The organism is Clostridium porci, assembly GCF_009696375.1.
Taxonomy (GTDB): Bacteria; Bacillota; Clostridia; order Lachnospirales; family Lachnospiraceae; genus Enterocloster; species Enterocloster porci.
The window spans coordinates 33461-49867 of the sequence record NZ_VUMD01000009.1; the positions used below are offsets into that span (position 1 = coordinate 33461).

The 16407-nt window shown below is 47.7% G+C and carries 18 protein-coding genes; 11 read left to right on the forward strand and 7 right to left on the reverse strand.

Annotated features, from left to right (window positions below; all coding sequences use genetic code 11):
• Position 1 precedes the first annotated feature (1 nt).
• The 4 genes from dtd to FYJ39_RS11475 form a co-directional block, all read right to left on the reverse strand.
• Entirely contained in the window at positions 2-454 is a 453-nt protein-coding gene (dtd, locus tag FYJ39_RS11460; protein WP_154472601.1) for a D-aminoacyl-tRNA deacylase, read from the reverse strand.
• Positions 455-477: 23 nt separating this feature from the next.
• Positions 478-2280 carry a glycerophosphodiester phosphodiesterase gene (locus tag FYJ39_RS11465; RefSeq protein WP_287848347.1) on the reverse strand — a complete coding sequence of 601 codons (1803 nt, stop codon included), beginning with the start codon at positions 2278-2280 and terminating at the stop codon, positions 478-480.
• Positions 2281-2365: 85 nt separating this feature from the next.
• The gene (locus FYJ39_RS11470) at positions 2366-3028 is read right to left on the reverse strand and encodes a GTP pyrophosphokinase (RefSeq protein WP_154472602.1); all 663 of its coding nucleotides are present in this window, start codon (positions 3026-3028) and stop codon (positions 2366-2368) included.
• A gap of 24 nt (positions 3029-3052) precedes the next feature.
• Positions 3053-3820, reverse strand: coding sequence for a S1 RNA-binding domain-containing protein (locus tag FYJ39_RS11475; protein ID WP_235919813.1), 768 nt, complete (start codon positions 3818-3820; stop codon positions 3053-3055).
• Positions 3821-4051: 231 nt separating this feature from the next.
• Between FYJ39_RS11475 and FYJ39_RS11480 the strand changes: the two genes are divergently transcribed.
• The 6 genes from FYJ39_RS11480 (at position 4052) to rbr (ending at position 8635) form a co-directional block, all read left to right on the forward strand.
• On the forward strand, positions 4052-4846 hold the full coding sequence (locus tag FYJ39_RS11480) for a phosphatase (protein ID WP_154472603.1): 795 nt from the start codon (positions 4052-4054) through the stop codon (positions 4844-4846).
• Positions 4843-5823: a LysR family transcriptional regulator gene (locus FYJ39_RS11485; RefSeq protein ID WP_154472604.1), complete on the forward strand. Its 981-nt coding sequence runs from the start codon at positions 4843-4845 to the stop codon at positions 5821-5823. The genes FYJ39_RS11480 and FYJ39_RS11485 overlap by 4 nt, the downstream gene beginning before the upstream one ends.
• A gap of 168 nt (positions 5824-5991) precedes the next feature.
• Complete coding sequence (locus FYJ39_RS11490) at positions 5992-6408, forward strand: Fur family transcriptional regulator (RefSeq protein ID WP_154472605.1); 417 nt, start codon at positions 5992-5994, stop codon at positions 6406-6408.
• A gap of 105 nt (positions 6409-6513) precedes the next feature.
• Complete coding sequence (locus FYJ39_RS11495) at positions 6514-7059, forward strand: NADH peroxidase (RefSeq protein ID WP_154472606.1); 546 nt, start codon at positions 6514-6516, stop codon at positions 7057-7059.
• 382 nt (positions 7060-7441) lie between these two features.
• Positions 7442-7987, forward strand: a complete 546-nt coding sequence (locus tag FYJ39_RS11500; protein ID WP_154472607.1) for an NADH peroxidase — start codon at positions 7442-7444, stop codon at positions 7985-7987.
• A gap of 108 nt (positions 7988-8095) precedes the next feature.
• Positions 8096-8635, forward strand: coding sequence for a rubrerythrin (rbr, locus tag FYJ39_RS11505; RefSeq protein ID WP_154472608.1), 540 nt, complete (start codon positions 8096-8098; stop codon positions 8633-8635).
• A 187-nt stretch (positions 8636-8822) separates the two neighbouring features.
• Here the strand turns inward: rbr and rpiB are convergent, their stop codons facing one another.
• The 3 genes from rpiB to FYJ39_RS11520 all read right to left on the reverse strand — a co-directional run bounded on the left by rpiB (position 8823) and on the right by FYJ39_RS11520 (position 11665).
• Positions 8823-9275 carry a ribose 5-phosphate isomerase B gene (gene rpiB, locus FYJ39_RS11510; RefSeq protein ID WP_154472609.1) on the reverse strand — a complete coding sequence of 151 codons (453 nt, stop codon included), beginning with the start codon at positions 9273-9275 and terminating at the stop codon, positions 8823-8825.
• A 136-nt stretch (positions 9276-9411) separates the two neighbouring features.
• A complete protein-coding gene (gene aroC / locus FYJ39_RS11515) occupies positions 9412-10542 on the reverse strand; it encodes a chorismate synthase (RefSeq protein ID WP_154472702.1) in 1131 nt (376 codons plus the stop codon).
• A gap of 64 nt (positions 10543-10606) precedes the next feature.
• Positions 10607-11665, reverse strand: a complete 1059-nt coding sequence (locus FYJ39_RS11520; RefSeq protein ID WP_154472610.1) for a lactonase family protein — start codon at positions 11663-11665, stop codon at positions 10607-10609.
• A gap of 227 nt (positions 11666-11892) precedes the next feature.
• On the opposite strand from FYJ39_RS11520, the gene FYJ39_RS11525 reads away from it, so the two are divergent.
• The 5 genes from FYJ39_RS11525 to FYJ39_RS11545 are packed head-to-tail and all read left to right on the forward strand — an operon-like array spanning position 11893 to position 16327.
• Entirely contained in the window at positions 11893-12426 is a 534-nt protein-coding gene (locus FYJ39_RS11525; protein WP_154472611.1) for a helix-turn-helix domain-containing protein, read from the forward strand.
• Between the two features lie 31 nt (positions 12427-12457).
• Positions 12458-13534 (forward strand): ABC transporter ATP-binding protein, encoded by a 1077-nt coding sequence (locus tag FYJ39_RS11530; protein WP_154472612.1) that lies wholly within the window; start codon positions 12458-12460, stop codon positions 13532-13534.
• A 7-nt stretch (positions 13535-13541) separates the two neighbouring features.
• Positions 13542-14390 (forward strand): ABC transporter permease, encoded by an 849-nt coding sequence (locus FYJ39_RS11535; protein WP_154472703.1) that lies wholly within the window; start codon positions 13542-13544, stop codon positions 14388-14390.
• Positions 14390-15187 (forward strand): ABC transporter permease, encoded by a 798-nt coding sequence (locus tag FYJ39_RS11540; RefSeq protein ID WP_154472613.1) that lies wholly within the window; start codon positions 14390-14392, stop codon positions 15185-15187. Before FYJ39_RS11535 ends, FYJ39_RS11540 begins: the two co-directional genes overlap by 1 nt.
• A gap of 24 nt (positions 15188-15211) precedes the next feature.
• On the forward strand, positions 15212-16327 hold the full coding sequence (locus FYJ39_RS11545; protein WP_154472614.1) for an ABC transporter substrate-binding protein: 1116 nt from the start codon (positions 15212-15214) through the stop codon (positions 16325-16327).
• The last annotated feature ends 80 nt before the right edge of the window (positions 16328-16407 follow it).

A 16407-nucleotide genomic window follows, 5' to 3' on the forward strand; every position in this document is an offset into this window, starting at 1 on the left:
TCTATCCAAACAAATCCCCGCTGTCCAGAATCAGGGTAAAGGGTCCGTCATTTAACAGATCCACCTTCATATCTGCTCCGAACCTTCCATGCTCCACCACATCCACATGCGTTTCGCACTGCTTCATAAAATACCTGTAGAGGTCTTCTGCCAGCTGAGGCTCCCCCGCCTTTATAAAGCTTGGCCGGTTCCCTTTTCTGCAATCTGCGTAAAGGGTAAACTGGCTGATTACCAAAAGCTCCCCTCCTACATCCTCCAGCGACAGATTCGTCTTTCCGCTTTCATCCTCAAATATTCTCAGACGGCATATTTTATCGGCCATCCTCTCCGCCAGCTGCCTGGTATCTCCCTCTGCAACTCCAAGCAGTATTAGAAATCCTTTTCCAATTCTCCCTATCTGCTCCCCGTCTACTGTAACGCTGGCCTGTGTTACCCGCTGTACCACTGCTCTCATATTCTTTGTCTCCTGTCCTTCATCTACCGCAGCATCATCCTCAGATATTCCAAAATTCCCTCCGTCGCTTTCTCTCTGTATAGTATTTCCCGGGCGCGTGCAGGATCATCCGTGATGATATTATCTACGCCTAAAAGTTTCATTTGTTCCAATTCCGTCTTGCTGTTTACAGTCCACACATGGACGGCTTTACCATTTTCGTGAGCCGCCTCCACCAGAGGCTTGTTTACAAAGCTGGAACGGATGCTGATAAAATCAATCGCCTCATTCTCATAGTATTTTCCATAAGCGGCGGCCAGTATATAGCCGGTACGCAAATTCGGGTTCATCCTCTTTACCCGCTCCAGATACCCCAGCTTGACCGAGGTAATCACACACTGATCCTCCATACCATATTTCTTCACCAGTGCAGCCGTCTGCTCTGGCAGGCTGGATTTATTGCCTATATTCTTAAGCTCAATATTTAACTTAATCCTGCCCTTGCAGGCAGCCAGAACCTCCTCCAGAGAAGGGATTCTTTCACCGGCAAACCGGCTTCCCATGCAGCTTCCTACATCCAGCTCTTTTAACTGAGTGTAGGTCATGGTTCCCAGCCGCCGATCCACCCCTGCCACACGTTTCAGGTTCTGATCATGGCAAACCATCACAATTCCGTCTGCCGAGGTCTGGACGTCAATCTCACAGTAATCGGCCATCTCGTCAATGGCTCTCTCAACTGCAGCCATGGTATTCTCAGGAGCCAGCTTAGAGCTGCCTCTGTGAGCGGTTATCTCCGTTTGCCCCAGCGCCGACCAATCCGGTGAAGCGCCATTATAAGCCATATCGAACATGAGAAGCAGGCTGACCCCTGCCATAGCTCCAGTGAGAGCTAACAGCCACTTACGCTTAAAATGCATCTCATAAGGAGGCGTAAAATCCCAGGGAGCGCTGCGGCGGTTCTTCATCTCCGCCTGATAGTATATCACAGTCAGCGCCCCGAAGTCTGCCAATACTACCAAAATCCCTCCGATAAACAGCGTCACAAGCTCAAGTCGTGAGCAGACTGCGGCCAACACTGCCATAGAGGCATAGGGAGCCGCAAACAGGTACACCACCACAGCGGACACTACCACAATCACCAGGTAAAGCAAAAGCAGAAATGCCACCACCAGCACATTGATAAACAGCAGAAGCCCTACGGCCCGCAGCCTCTGTCTTTTTAACAGCTCTACGCTCCGCCTCAGACCGTCCTGAAAGCTCTTTTGCTCCACCATACAGGTAAAAAATACAAGCATAGTGGACATCCCTACTACTACCAAAATCACAGATACAGCAACGAGTCCCAGCCTTCCCCCACTGGAACGCAAAAGCTCATACATCACAAAATTAAGAGGCTTTATCCTGGATAAAATTCGAAACAGCAGATAGCTGTTCATCATCAGATAGGTTGCGAGGCTAAGGGGCAAAAGCCTCCAGTTGCCCTTTCTCCACTCATCCCCCGCTTTCTCCAAAGCCCCCTTTAAAATAGCCACTAAATCTACTCTGCGAAGATAAGCCGATGCCTGATAAGCGGTTAACAGCCCTCCTATTTCCACCAGCATAAGCGCCATGCCGGCTGCCAGAGCCAGGAGCACAGACACAACCGTCACCGGCCGGCAAATAAAGGCCCCCATATTGCTCATGGTAAGGTAGCTGTACCCTGCCGCGCGCAACGAGAGCCTCAGGAGCTGATTCACCAGCCGGATATAGAGTGTACCTGCCACCAGCCGGTACAGCAGTACAAATACAGCCAGCTGGCGCAGATTCAGCTTCATGACCTCATTTGTTTCTTTTATAAACCGATTCACCGAAATACTTCCTTTTAACAATTCAGCCCTCTTTTGTACCTTTTCTCTGACACACTCTAAGCCGCAGCCGGGAAGCGTCTCTGCCTTATGCCTCCTTTGAGGCCGGCTCCTGCTGCTTTTTGGCAAATTCGGTGATGGCCTCATTCAGAGAAAACATCTTAGCGTCCAGCATATCCACTATGTCAGCGCAGGCCTTCAGCTCCTTTAAAAGATTCTCAGGCGCATTTCCCTCAAACTTATAGGCAATCTTATGCTCTAAACTGGCCCAGAAGTCCATGGCTACAGAACGGATTTGTATTTCCACCTTTGTCTCCACAGGTCCGTCTGTCAGATACACAGGAACAGTAACAACCATGTGATAGCTTTTATATCCATTGGGCTTGGGACTCTTAATATAATCCTTTACATGGAGAACTGTCACATCATTCTGCCTGGAAATCATATCTGCAATCTGGTAGATGTCTGATGTAAAAGAGCAGATAATTCGGATACCGGCAATATCAGACAGACGTTCCATCATATTTTCTATGGAGACCTCATATCCAGCTTTTTTTAACTTTTTAACAATGCTGTCCGCAGTCTTAAGTCTGGACTTAATATGCTCAATTGGGTTATAGTCATAACGGCTTACAAACTCATTGTTTAGTATCTCAATCTTTGTGTTAACCTTCTTTAACGCTGAATCATATAAAAACATTACCGAACGCCATTGATCAACCTGGTCATCCGATTTGGGGATATTGGTCATTCGTATCCCTCCTATCTTTTAATCTTACAGCTTAAGCCCTTTAAGCAGGTCTCCCAGCCCTGTGGACACCTTTGCATTCTCCCTATAATCATAGGTTTCGTGCGCCTGGGCTTCTGCCTGCTGCTCTGCCAGAGCCTTCATACTCAGACTCAGCTTACCGTCTGCTGTCGAGAGAATCTTAACCTTAACCGTCTGTCCCTCTGTAAGCACAACGCCCGGATGCTTGATTCTCTGAGTGCTGATCTGGGAAACATGAACCAGGCCGTCCACTCCCTCAGCCAATCTGATAAATGCGCCATATGGCTTAATACTGTCCACCGTGCCTTCCACTATATCTCCGGCCTTAAATTCAGCAAGCCGGGCCTGTTTTTGCGCTTCCTTTCTTTCTTTTTCAACCTCCCGGCCGGAAAGCACCAGTCTGTGCTTCTCCGGATCTGCAGTAATCACAACAGCCTCAAGGTACTTGCCCTTCCAGTCCTCCAGCTTTTCCACATACTCTGTTGAAATCTGGGATGCAGGGATAAAAGCACGCACCTCATCTACATAGGCAACAACCCCTCCCTTAACAGCTTCAGCAATCTTTACCTTAATAACGGTTTTATCCTCAAGCATCTGTTCAAACTGAGCCCATTTTGCCTTTTCTCCGCTCTCGTCCTCAGCAATATCAATCTGCCTCTGGTTCATAGAAGCGTAAGAAGCCTCCAGCTCGGCCGCAAAATCCTCCATTGTCTGGACAGGCTCCTTCTCTTGTGTGTTTACCTCCAGCTCTTTGTTCATTTCATCACTCATCATATTTTCTCCTCACCTTCCGTATGTTTTACGAAAAAACGTTCCTTACCATTATAACAACAACCCACCTAATATTTCTATAGTTTTATTATAAAAAATATGCCAATTTTTTATAATATACTGCTTTATATGCCTTTTCACTAAATGAAAAGTGTGATATGATCGTTCCGTATATAGAAGCTGATATGCTTGACATGCGTTTACTATCGCTTCGGAAAGAAGGAATCTGCCTTTATGATTGACCTAATAGATATGCACACTCATACAACAGCCAGCGGACATGCCTACAATACCCTCTATGAACTGGCCTACAGCGCTGCCCAAAGAGGGCTTGCCCTCCTGGGCTGCTCTGATCATGCGCCTGCTATGCCAGGAAGCTGCCACTATTATCATTTCTTAAACTTTAAGGTGATTCCCAGAACCATCTGCGGAGTCAAAATAATGATGGGCGTGGAACTAAATATTATAGACTATGAAGGAGCCATCGATATGGAGCAGAACCTTCTGGAATCCCTGGACTACTCCATCGCCAGCCTTCACACTCCCTGTATCCAATGCGGCTCCATGCTCCAAAACACCAACGCCTACCTGAATGCCATAAAGAATCCGGCTATCCACATCATCGGCCATCCGGACGACGGCCGTTTCCCTATTGATTACGACACTCTTGTAGCGGCCGCAAAGGAGCATCATACCCTGCTGGAGGTGAACAGCAGCTCTCTTTCCCCCTTAAGCTTTCGTCAGGGAGCCAGAGAGAACTATAAGATAATGCTTAAGCTGTGCAGGCAATATGGCGCCTCCATCATCATAAACAGCGACGCTCACTCAGAAGCTGACGTAGGCAATCACAGGCGGGTACATGAGCTGCTGGAGGAAGTTCAGTTTCCTGAGAGGCTGGTTGTAAACACCTCCCTGGATCGTCTGGCAGAGTATATTCCCTTTGTAAAAGCAATTATAGCCCAGGCAGAGGACGAGCGCTGCGGCCAGGCTGACGCTTCCCTTAAAGGATATGGAGGCGCCATGCCATGATCAACTTTCTGAATCTGGAGTATTTTTTGGTGGCGGCCGAGGAGCTTAACTTTACCAGAGCTGCCAAAAAGCTGTATATCTCACAGCAGTCCTTAAGCAGCCATATCTCCAATCTGGAAAAGGAGTTCGACGTGGTGCTTTTTAACCGTACCTCTCCTTTGACTTTAACCTATGCAGGACGGGCTTTAAAGGCCAGAGGAAGGGAGCTTTTGGATCTGAGAGATGAGACCTACAAGGAAATCGCCGATATCAAGGACTTTTCAACAGGACAGCTCTCCATCGGCGTATCCCACACACGAGGCCGGGTTATCCTTCCTGAAATCCTGCCTGCCTATCAGTCCCAGTTTCCAGGCATTGAGCTTCGCCTTGTGGAGGGAAATTCCAGCCAGCTGGCTTCCGACCTGCTTCATGGCAACATTGACCTGATGATTGATCTGCTTCCCTTTACGGTGGAGCATGTGGAAACTGTACCGATCTGCGGGGAGGAGATCCTGATGATCGTCCCGGACGAGGTTCTGGACAAAGCCCATCCCGGCCAGCTTAAGGAGCTAAAAAAGTCCCTGTCCTCATCCCTGGATATGCGTCTTCTGGAAGCATGCCCCTTTATACTGTTAAAAAAGGGCAACCGGGTACGCACCATAGCGGACGAAATCTTTGAGGAAGCCCAGATGACTCCCAGAATCGTTCTGGAGACGGAAAATATCGAGACAGTCCTGGCCCTCTGCGCAAAGGGCATGGGCATTACATTTTATCCGAAAATGTTTATCTCTCCAGATCCCTCCTCCCCATCCTGCCGCAGCGCCATTATGGAGCACAATCATCTGAACCGCTATTCCCTAAACTACTCCAGAGCCCACGGCGTTCTGGGCATCGGCTACCACAGAGGCCACTATATGTCCAGAGCGACTCAGGAATTTATTCGGATTGCCAAGGAACGGATCTCCTATGTCCCCACAGCAGCAGAGCCAGAGCATTAGAACTGGGACAGCTGACATATGAATCCTCCATGATTCAACACCCGAAAGCCGTCACAGCTAGGCTTTCGGGTGTTTTTCCTTACCTGTTCTTGACAGAGGATATATCTTTTGCTATTATATAAACAGTAACTATTATCATTATTAATACAAGTTAGAAAAGGAGATGCGATGAAAGCCTTAAAGTATAGCCGTCAGAGGGAATCCATCAAAGCCAGTCTGATGAACCGGCATGACCATCCTACGGCAGACGCCCTATACGCCAGCATCCGTGAAGAATTTCCCAATATCAGCCTTGGAACCGTATACCGTAACTTGAACCTGCTGGTAGAGACAGGGGAGATTCGAAAGCTGACCTGCGGAGACGGAGCTGACCATTTTGATGGAAATACCACGCCACATTCTCATTTTATATGTAAGGAATGCAATCAGGTTTATGACATGGACTCAACGGCCCTGGAGGAGCTGAACAAGAATGCACAAGCTTCTGCACCAGGTATTATTGACAGCCATTTTGTTTTGTTCTACGGAAGATGTAAAAACTGTTTAGAAAAAAAGGTTGAAAAAAGTGTTGACAAAACAGCGTAAATAATTTATATTAATATCAGTAATAATTACTATTATCATAAACAAACCGCTTCGGCTCTACAGCCGGAGCGGCCACACAAAACTATATAAAGGAGAATATTAATTATGAAGAAATGGGTCTGTACAGTATGCGGTTATGTTTATGAGGGCGAGAACGCACCTGAGAAATGTCCACAGTGCGGCGTTCCTGCTTCCAAATTCAAGGAGCAGGCGGCCGATTCTATGGCATGGGCCTGCGAGCATGAGGTTGGCGTTGCCCAGGGTTCCCCAGAGGATATTATGATGGATTTAAGAGCTAACTTTGAGGGCGAGTGCTCTGAGGTTGGTATGTATCTGGCTATGTCCAGAGTGGCCCACAGGGAAGGCTATCCTGAGATTGGACTCTACTGGGAGAAGGCCGCTTTTGAGGAAGCTGAGCACGCCGCTAAGTTTGCTGAGCTGTTAGGCGAGGTTGTAACCCCATCCACCAAGAAGAATCTGGAGATGAGGGTTGCTGCTGAGAACGGCGCTACTGCCGGTAAATTTGACCTGGCTAAAAGAGCTAAGGCTGCCAATCTAGACGCAATCCACGATACGGTTCATGAGATGGCTAAGGATGAGGCCCGCCATGGCAAAGCGTTTGAGGGACTTTTAAAGAGATACTTTGGTTAATTTAGCCTCTGGAATTTTGGCTGAATACTCATAATAAAATGTTGCAAATAGGAGCTGTTTCACTGGGAATGCAATAGCAAATTATATAAGTATCAGCTCCCCTAATACAAGAAAGCGCAGTTTCAAGTGGCTATTAACAGCGATTGGAACTGTGCTTTTTTGTACAGCATCTTCCTAATAAACCAAACAATCTCAAAACGAAACATATTACAGCTCCAAGCAGAGGCCCAATTAGATTTCTAAAATAATTGAGAAATAAACTTGACAATTTAAATGAGTTATAGTATATTAAAACAGTAATGATTACTATTATTAATAGCTTTTCCCTTCGGCTCTACAGCCGGAGCGGCCACACAAAACTATATAAAGGAGAATATTAATTATGAAGAAATGGGTCTGTACAGTATGCGGTTATGTTTATGAGGGCGAGAACGCACCTGAGAAATGTCCACAGTGCGGCGTTCCTGCTTCCAAATTCAAGGAGCAGGCGGCCGATTCTATGGCATGGGCCTGCGAGCATGAAGTTGGCGTTGCCCAGGGTTCCCCAGAGGATATTATGATGGATTTAAGAGCTAACTTTGAGGGCGAGTGCTCTGAGGTTGGTATGTATCTGGCTATGTCCAGAGTGGCCCACAGGGAAGGCTATCCTGAGATTGGACTCTACTGGGAGAAGGCCGCTTTTGAGGAAGCTGAGCACGCCGCTAAGTTTGCTGAGCTGTTAGGCGAGGTTGTAACCCCATCCACCAAGAAGAATCTGGAGATGAGGGTTGCTGCTGAGAACGGCGCTACTGCCGGTAAATTTGACCTGGCTAAAAGAGCTAAGGCTGCCAATCTAGACGCAATCCACGATACGGTTCATGAGATGGCTAAGGATGAGGCCCGCCATGGCAAAGCGTTTGAGGGACTTTTAAAGAGATATTTTTGTTAAAGTTTAGTTAAAGCTTTAGAATTTCGATTGAATATTCCGAAAAAATAGAATACAATTTATCAGTAGCAATTAATGATACAAATGAGATGAGAAAGGTGAGGTAAAACTATGGCATCAAAATACGCAGGAACAAAAACAGAACAGAACTTAAAGGATGCATTCGCAGGAGAATCCCAGGCACGCAACAAGTATACCTACTATGCATCTGTGGCTAAGAAGGCCGGTTACGAGCAGATGGCTGCCTTATATCTGGAAACTGCCGACCAGGAGAAAGAGCACGCAAAAATGTGGTTCAAAGAGTTTCACGGGCTGGGAACACCGGAAGAGAACCTGATAGACGCAGCAGAAGGGGAAAACTACGAATGGACTGATATGTACGCTCGTATGGCGCGGGAAGCACGGGAAGAAGGCTTTGAAGAGCTGGCTGTCAAGTTCGAGCTGGTTGCCAGGGTTGAGGCCGCCCACGAGAAACGCTATAAGAAGCTGTTAGAAAGCCTTAAGAATGGCAAAACCTTCAAGGATATGGCTCCTTTAGGATGGAAGTGCAGAAACTGCGGCTATATCCACGAGGGCAATGAGGCTCCTGAGGTATGTCCATGCTGCGCCCATCCGAAAGCTTATTTTGAACGCAAGGCTGAGAATTATTAATTGATATAGCAAAAGAAGGAGTATGCTGTAACATACAATAGCAGCTTGAAAAAACCCCCTTTTTGAAACAGAAAAACACGGTTCCAAATGATTTTTATGGAGACATGGAACCGTGTTTTATTGCAGTGTTTTATTGCGGAGTATCTTATGAAGGCCGTTTTACGACAAGTCCCTTCGCCCTTTCGTTTTACAGGTTCTGTTCTCTCTTTTCAATATCCATAATCATCTGTACCCTGCGGGCATGCCTTTCTCCTTCAAACCCGGCCTCCAGCCAGGTCTCTACTATCATTTTAGCCAGCTCGCTGCCTACCACCCTGGAGCCAAAGGCCAGTACATTGGCATTGTTATGGAGCCTGGACAGTCTGGCCGTGTAGGGCTCACTGCAGACGCAGGCGCGAATCCCCTTTACCTTGTTGGCCGCTAGGGAGATTCCAAGCCCGGTTCCGCAAATAGCAATCCCCAGGTCTGCCTCTCCGGAGGCCACTGCACGCCCCACCTTCTCTCCGTAGATGGGGTAATCACAGCTCTCTGTAGAATTGGTACCCAAATCAATCACCTCATGGCCCATACTCTCTACAAATTCCTTAATGATATTCTTCAGTTCCAGTGCCGAATGGTCGTTTCCCATTGCGATTTTCATAATATATTATCTCCCTCTCTCTGTTCTTCGTACCGGATGCTTTTGACACAGCGCCGGATACCCTACCGCCTAATTATAAATCACATTCCGGCTGGTCACAAGCCCCTCGCTAAAAAAGCTCATTAGGCCGTCACTATCATTTGTTAAAAAATGCCTGTATCCGATCCAGCCTGGAGCTCATGGACAAAAGCAGCAGATCCGCCACAGTTAGGGCTGCCATAGCCTCTACAACCACTACGGCTCTGGGTACGATAATAGGATCGTGGCGTCCCTTTATACAAATGTCCGTCTCCTCTCCCTGACGGTTGACCGTAGCCTGGGGAGACGCAATCGAAGGCGTAGGCTTAAAGGCAGCACGCAGCACAATATCACTTCCATCGCTGATACCTCCCAGAGTACCGCCTGAATGGTTCGTTCTCTTTACAATCTGTTCCTTCATGAGAGGATTGCCATCCAGATCCTCACTCGTAAGGCCGAAGCTGTCATTATTCCCAGAGCCATTGGCCCTGGCTGCCGCGAATCCATCCCCGATTTCAAAGCCCTTTACCGCTCCAATGGACACCATGGCCTTTGCCAGGCAACCATCCAGCTTATCAAACACAGGCTCACCTATACCTGCCGGCAGCCCCCGGATCACGCACTCCACTACGCCTCCGCAGGAATCCTTCCTAGCCATCATTTCCTCCAGATAAGCCTCGGCCCTGGCGGCTGCCTGGGCGTCCGGCATATAAAGGCGGTTGTTCCACCTTTCCTCCATACTAAAGGAATCATAGCTAATCTCAATCGCTCCTACTGACCGGGTGTAAGCGCTGACGGCTATGCCAAGGCTCTCCAGCAGCTTGCAGGCAACCGCTCCCGCCGCCACCCGGCCGATGGTTTCCCTGCCCGACGAACGTCCCCCTCCCCTGTAATCCCGGAAGCCGTATTTCTCATCAAAGGTATAATCTGCATGGCCTGGCCGGTATACATCCTTAATTGCTCCATAATCCTGTGAACGCTGATCTAGGTTGCGCACCTCCATGGCGATCGGCGCACCTGTGGTTCTGCCCTCAAATACGCCAGATAGAATTTCCACCCCATCTCCCTCCCTTCGGGACGTGGTAAATTTGCTCTGACCTGGCCTTCTCCTGTCCAAATACGTCTGGATGTCCGCCTCTGCAATAGAAAGCCCTGCGGGGCATCCGTCCACAACTACTCCGATCCCCTTTCCATGGGACTCTCCCCAGGTCGTTATTTTCAATAAGGTGCCATATACGGAACCTGCCATATCCATCCTACCGCCTTTCTCCTGTCATTTCCTTCTGCTCTCGCATCAGCCCACAGCTCCTTTATCAGCCGCCAATCCTCACAATCGCGCAGCAATTTGGCTCTGTCACCGATACCTCCCGGCCACTCATTACCAGAAGGCCCTTTTCATAATCCACCTCAAAAAAGGTCAGGCTCCCGCTGTCATGGTTGACAGACACAATATGTCTGCTGTCCGGGAATACTCCAATATCCTTTGGATACTCTCCACTGACAGGCAGACAGCAAAGCATAGTCAGAAGTCCGCTCTCCTTATCTCTGCGGTATATACTGACGGTGTTCTCGCCTGCATTGGAGCAATAGAGATATCGTTCATCTGGCGACAGACGCATCGCGCAGGCTGCCGTCATATTGCCGGGCTGCTTGGTTGAAGTGGTGGAAACCGTCTGAATCTTCTCAATCACAGGAGACTTTTCCCCTGTCTCATATGTGAATACATCGATTTGATTTCTCAGCTCATACATCAGATACAGGAAACGTCCGTCTGAGCTGTAGCGAAAATGCCTTGGAGCAGACTCCAGCTCACAGCGAATAGCGTCTACCTGAATCAGCTTCTTTTCCTTATCGTTAAAACGGAATATCTTTACCTGATCAATTCCGTTGTCAACCGACAGCACATACCTGTTATCCGGCATCCTTCTGGTGCAGGTCACATGAGGGCGGAAATTACGCTCTGCCACACTGCCATAGCCCTTATTAAATACACCGTCCACAATAGAACCCACGGAACCATCAGGATTTAAGCTCAGCACCGTAGTTTTACCGTCGTGATAGCCGGACACAAAAACATATTTATCATCCTTGTCCGTACACAAATGGCATCCTCTCATGCCTCTTATAGGTGCACAATTCAGCCTCGCAAGACTTCCATTCTCCAGTATCCGAAAAGCTACCACACCCTCGTCTGCTATGGAATACAGGGTTTTACCGCTGCTGGAGGCTATCACATAGGAGGAATTATCTACCTCTATCTCACACCGTTTCTTAAAGGCTCCCTTTTCCACATCCACGTCAAATACGGTAATTCCCTTCGCTTTTTCGGTGTAGGAATAAGACCCCACATACGCCATATATTTGCCTTTCATTCCTGTACTACCTCCCTATTTTTACTTCCTGCTTTGGACTAAAACCATCATACCATAACTTCATTTATTTGTTAACCAGAAGTTTCTAAAAAACTATTGACATAGAAGGAATTTATTGTATAATAAAACTCGCGCTTGTTTATTATTACTAAACTTTTTGCTTATTTTTACAGTCAGTTAGTATTTATAAACTTTTTGTATAGCTGCTTAGAACCGGGAGGAATCGCATGGAAATCGGAAGCAAGTTGAAGGAGCTGCGGGTGCTAAAGGGATTGACCCAGGAGGAGCTGGCCGGCCGGGCCGAGCTTTCCAAGGGCTTTATCTCCCAGCTGGAACGGGATCTAACCTCTCCGTCCATTGCCACCCTTATGGATATCCTGCAGTGTCTGGGTACAACCATTGGGGATTTCTTTAACGAATCCCCTGACGAACAGGTTGTATTTGGTAAACAGGATTATTTTGAAAAAATTGACACAGACTTAAATAATGAAATTAAATGGATCATCCCCAATGCCCAAAAGCATGTAATGGAGCCCATTCTTCTTACCCTGAAGGCCGAAGGCTCCACCTGTCCCCATCACCCCCATGAGGGAGAGGAATTTGGCTACGTGCTCCAGGGCTCTGTCTCCATCCATATCGGCAGCAAGACCTTCAAAGCAAAAAAAGGCGAATCCTTTTATTTTATACCAGATAAGAAACACTATCTAACCAGCAAAAGCGGAGCTTCCATATTGTGGGTAAGCTCGCCTCCCAGCTTCTAACATTTATATATGACAAAGGAGAACACATTTTATGAGCCAGCCTTTAATTGATCTGCAGCATATATCCAAAAGCTTTGACGGTGAAATGGTACTGGATGATCTAAATCTTTCCATTAAGGAGAACAGCTTTGTGACCCTGCTAGGCCCCAGCGGCTGCGGCAAGACCACTACCCTGCGCATCATCGGCGGTTTTACTATGCCGGATACCGGTAAGGTTATTTTTGAGGGCCAGGACGCCACCAAAATCCCGCCTAACAAACGGCAGCTGAATACGGTATTTCAAAAATACGCACTATTTCCCCATATGAATATTGCAGAGAACATTGCCTTCGGATTAAAAATTAAGAATAAGCCCAAGTCCTATATTAATGATAAGATTCAATACGCTCTAAAGCTTGTAAATCTTTCCGGCTACGAAAAACGCACCGTAGACTCTCTCTCCGGCGGACAGCAGCAACGAATCGCCATCGCCAGAGCCATTGTAAATGAACCCAGGGTACTGCTTTTGGACGAGCCTCTGGGCGCTCTGGATTTAAAGCTCCGCCAGGATATGCAGTATGAGCTGATCCGTCTGAAGAATGAGCTTGGCATCACCTTCATCTATGTAACCCATGACCAGGAGGAAGCCCTCACCATGTCCGACACCATCGTTGTGATGAACCAGGGATACATACAGCAGATGGGCTCTCCTGAGCAGATTTACAACGAGCCTGAAAATGCCTTTGTCGCCGATTTTATCGGCGAAAGCAACATTGTCCCCGGTATTATGATAAGAGATGAACTGGTGGAAATTTTTGGAGCAAAATTTCCCTGTGTTGACAGGGGATTTGGCAATAATAAGCCTGTGGACGTTGTAATACGGCCTGAGGATATTGACCTGGTAAAGCCGGAGGACGGAACCCTGGTAGGAATCGTAACTCATCTGATTTTTAAAGGTGTTCACTATGAGATGGAGGTAACCACGCCCGACGGCTTTGAGTGGCTGGTTCACTCCACAGACATGTTCCCTGTTGGCCAGCAGGTAGGCATCCATGTGGAGCCCTTTGAGATTCAGATTATGAATAAGCCTGCTTCTGAGGATGAGGAGGCATTGGGAGTCAATGAATAGCACAGCAATGAACAATACCAGGAAACAGCACCCTTTACTGCTCCTTCGCCGTTTTGGACTTGCTGGCCCCTATGCGGTGTGGATAACCGGCTTTATCCTGATTCCTCTGCTTTTGATTATGTGGTACGGGCTTACTGACAGGACCGGAGCATTTACACTGGAAAATATCCTTTCCATCGCAGCCCCCGATCACTTTAAGGCCCTCTGGCTCTCTCTGGGGCTGTCCCTGATCAGCACCCTTACCTGCCTTATCCTGGCCTTTCCTCTTGCTATGATACTCAGAGGACGGAAAATGGCCGCCAGCAGCTTTATCGTATTTATTTTCATCCTGCCTATGTGGATGAATTTTCTGCTGCGCACCATGGCCTGGCAGACTCTCCTTGAGAAAAACGGAGTTATTAACGGAATTCTTACCTGGCTTCGCCTGCCCTCCCAAACTCTGATTAATACGCCGGGGGCCATTGTGCTGGGTATGGTATACAACTTCCTGCCCTTTATGGTTCTTCCAATCTATAATGTGCTGTCTAAAATTGATGACAACATCATCCATGCAGCCAAGGATCTGGGAGCCAACGGATTTCAGCGCCTGGTGAAGGTGTGGCTTCCCTTAAGCCTGCCTGGAATCATCAGCGGCATCACCATGGTGTTCGTTCCGTCTCTGACTACCTTCGTTATCTCCGATTTGCTGGGAGGCAGTAAGATACTCCTGATCGGAAATGTAATTGAACAGGAATTTACCAGGGGCAGCAACTGGAATTTAGGCAGCGGCCTGTCTCTGGTTCTCATGGTATTCATCTTAATCAGCATGGCGGTTATTGCCAAATACGATAAAAACGGGGAGGGGACAGCGTTCTGATGACAAAAGGAATTCAAACCATACGCAGAATTATATCCGACTTTTATATGGCGCTGATACTGATTTTTTTATATGCGCCTATTATTACAATGATGGTACTGTCCTTTAATCAGTCCAAATCCAGAACCCAGTGGGGAGGCTTTACGCTCCAGTGGTATGTGCAGATGTTCGACAGCCGTTCCATTATGGGTGCGCTGACAACCACCCTGCTCATAGCGTTTGCCTCTGGGCTTATAGCCACTGTAATCGGCACCATGGCAGCCATTGCCATAAGCAGCATGAAGCCGGCTTCCAAAACCCTGTTTATGGGCATCACTAACATTCCCATGTTGAATGCGGACATTGTAACAGGCATCTCCCTGATGCTGGCGTTTATCGCCTTCGGAATTTCACTGGGGTTTCAGACAGTCCTCATTGCGCATATTACCTTTAATATACCTTATGTGATATTGAGCGTCATGCCCAAGCTAAAGCAGACCGATCGCAGCGCCTATGAGGCAGCCTTAGATCTGGGAGCCACCCACATGCAGGCCTTTTACAAGGTCGTGTTCCCTGACATCCTGCCTGGCGTTCTCTCCGGCTTTCTGCTGGCATTTACCATGTCCCTAGACGACTTTATCATTACCCATTTTACCAAAGGCGCAGGCATCAATACGCTGTCAACCCTTATCTACAGCGAGGTAAGACGAGGCATTCGTCCGTCCATGTACGCACTGTCCTCCATCATATTCCTAACTGTGCTTATCCTGCTGCTTTTTGTTAACTTCCGGCCAATTAAAAAACCGGTTCAAAAATAAACTGTATTTATGAAGGAGACGATTATGAAGAAGAAATTGGCAATGACTCTGGCAGCGGCTTCTGTCATGGCGCTGTCTGCCGCCCTCTTAACCGGCTGCCAAAAATCCGGCAGCACATCTGAAGGCGCGAATAAGGAAGACAACAAGCTTAATGTCTATAACTGGGGCGAATACATTGACGAGGACGTAATCGCCATGTTTGAGCAGGAAACGGGCATTCAGGTGGTTTACGACGTATTTGAGACCAACGAAGAAATGTATCCTGTCATCCAGGCAGGAGCGCTGAAATATGATGTGGTCTGCCCCTCTGATTACATGATACAGCGCATGATTGAAAATAATCTGCTGGCTGAGCTGAACTTTGACAACATTCCCAACGCAAAGGAAATCGGCCAGGAATACATGGATATTTCCAAAGGCTTTGACGCAGATAATAAATATTCCGTTCCCTACTGCTGGGGTACTATGGGCATCCTCTACAACACCAAGCGTTTAGCGGAGCTGGGCGTTCCCGCTCCTACCAAGTGGTCGGATCTGTGGGACGAGCGCCTGAAGGGTGAAATCCTTATGCAAAACAGCGTAAGAGACGCATTCACCATTGCTCTGAAAATGAAGGGCTATTCCTTAAATACCACCAATGCCGATCAGCTGGCCCAGGCCCGGGATCTGCTGATTGAGCAAAAGCCTTTGGTGCAAGCCTATGTCATCGACCAGGTGCGGGATAAGATGATCGGAGGGGAGGCAGCCCTAGGAGTTATCTATTCTGGAGAAATGCTCTACATCCAGGGCGAGGTAGCTGCCCAGAATCTGGACTATGACCTTGAATATGTGATTCCAGAGGAAGGAACCAACTACTGGATCGACTCCTGGGTCATCCCGGCAGGTGCAGAGCATAAGGAAAATGCAGAAAAGTGGATTAATTTTCTCTGCCGTCCCGACATTGCCAAGATGAACTTTGAATATATCACCTACGCTACCCCTAATAAGGGCGCGTTCCAGCTGCTGGATGATGAGATGAAAAACAACAAGGCGCTGTTCCCGGATATAAACAGCCTTAATAACTGTGAGATTATCCAGTACCTCGGAGAGGATGTGGATCAGATGTATAATGATATGTGGAAGGAAATTAAAGCCGAGTAGTCATACTTTTTTGATACTTATGTTTGGGAAAAACCAGACGATATATGGATATATATTAAAAGTCCATATAAAGGAGATTC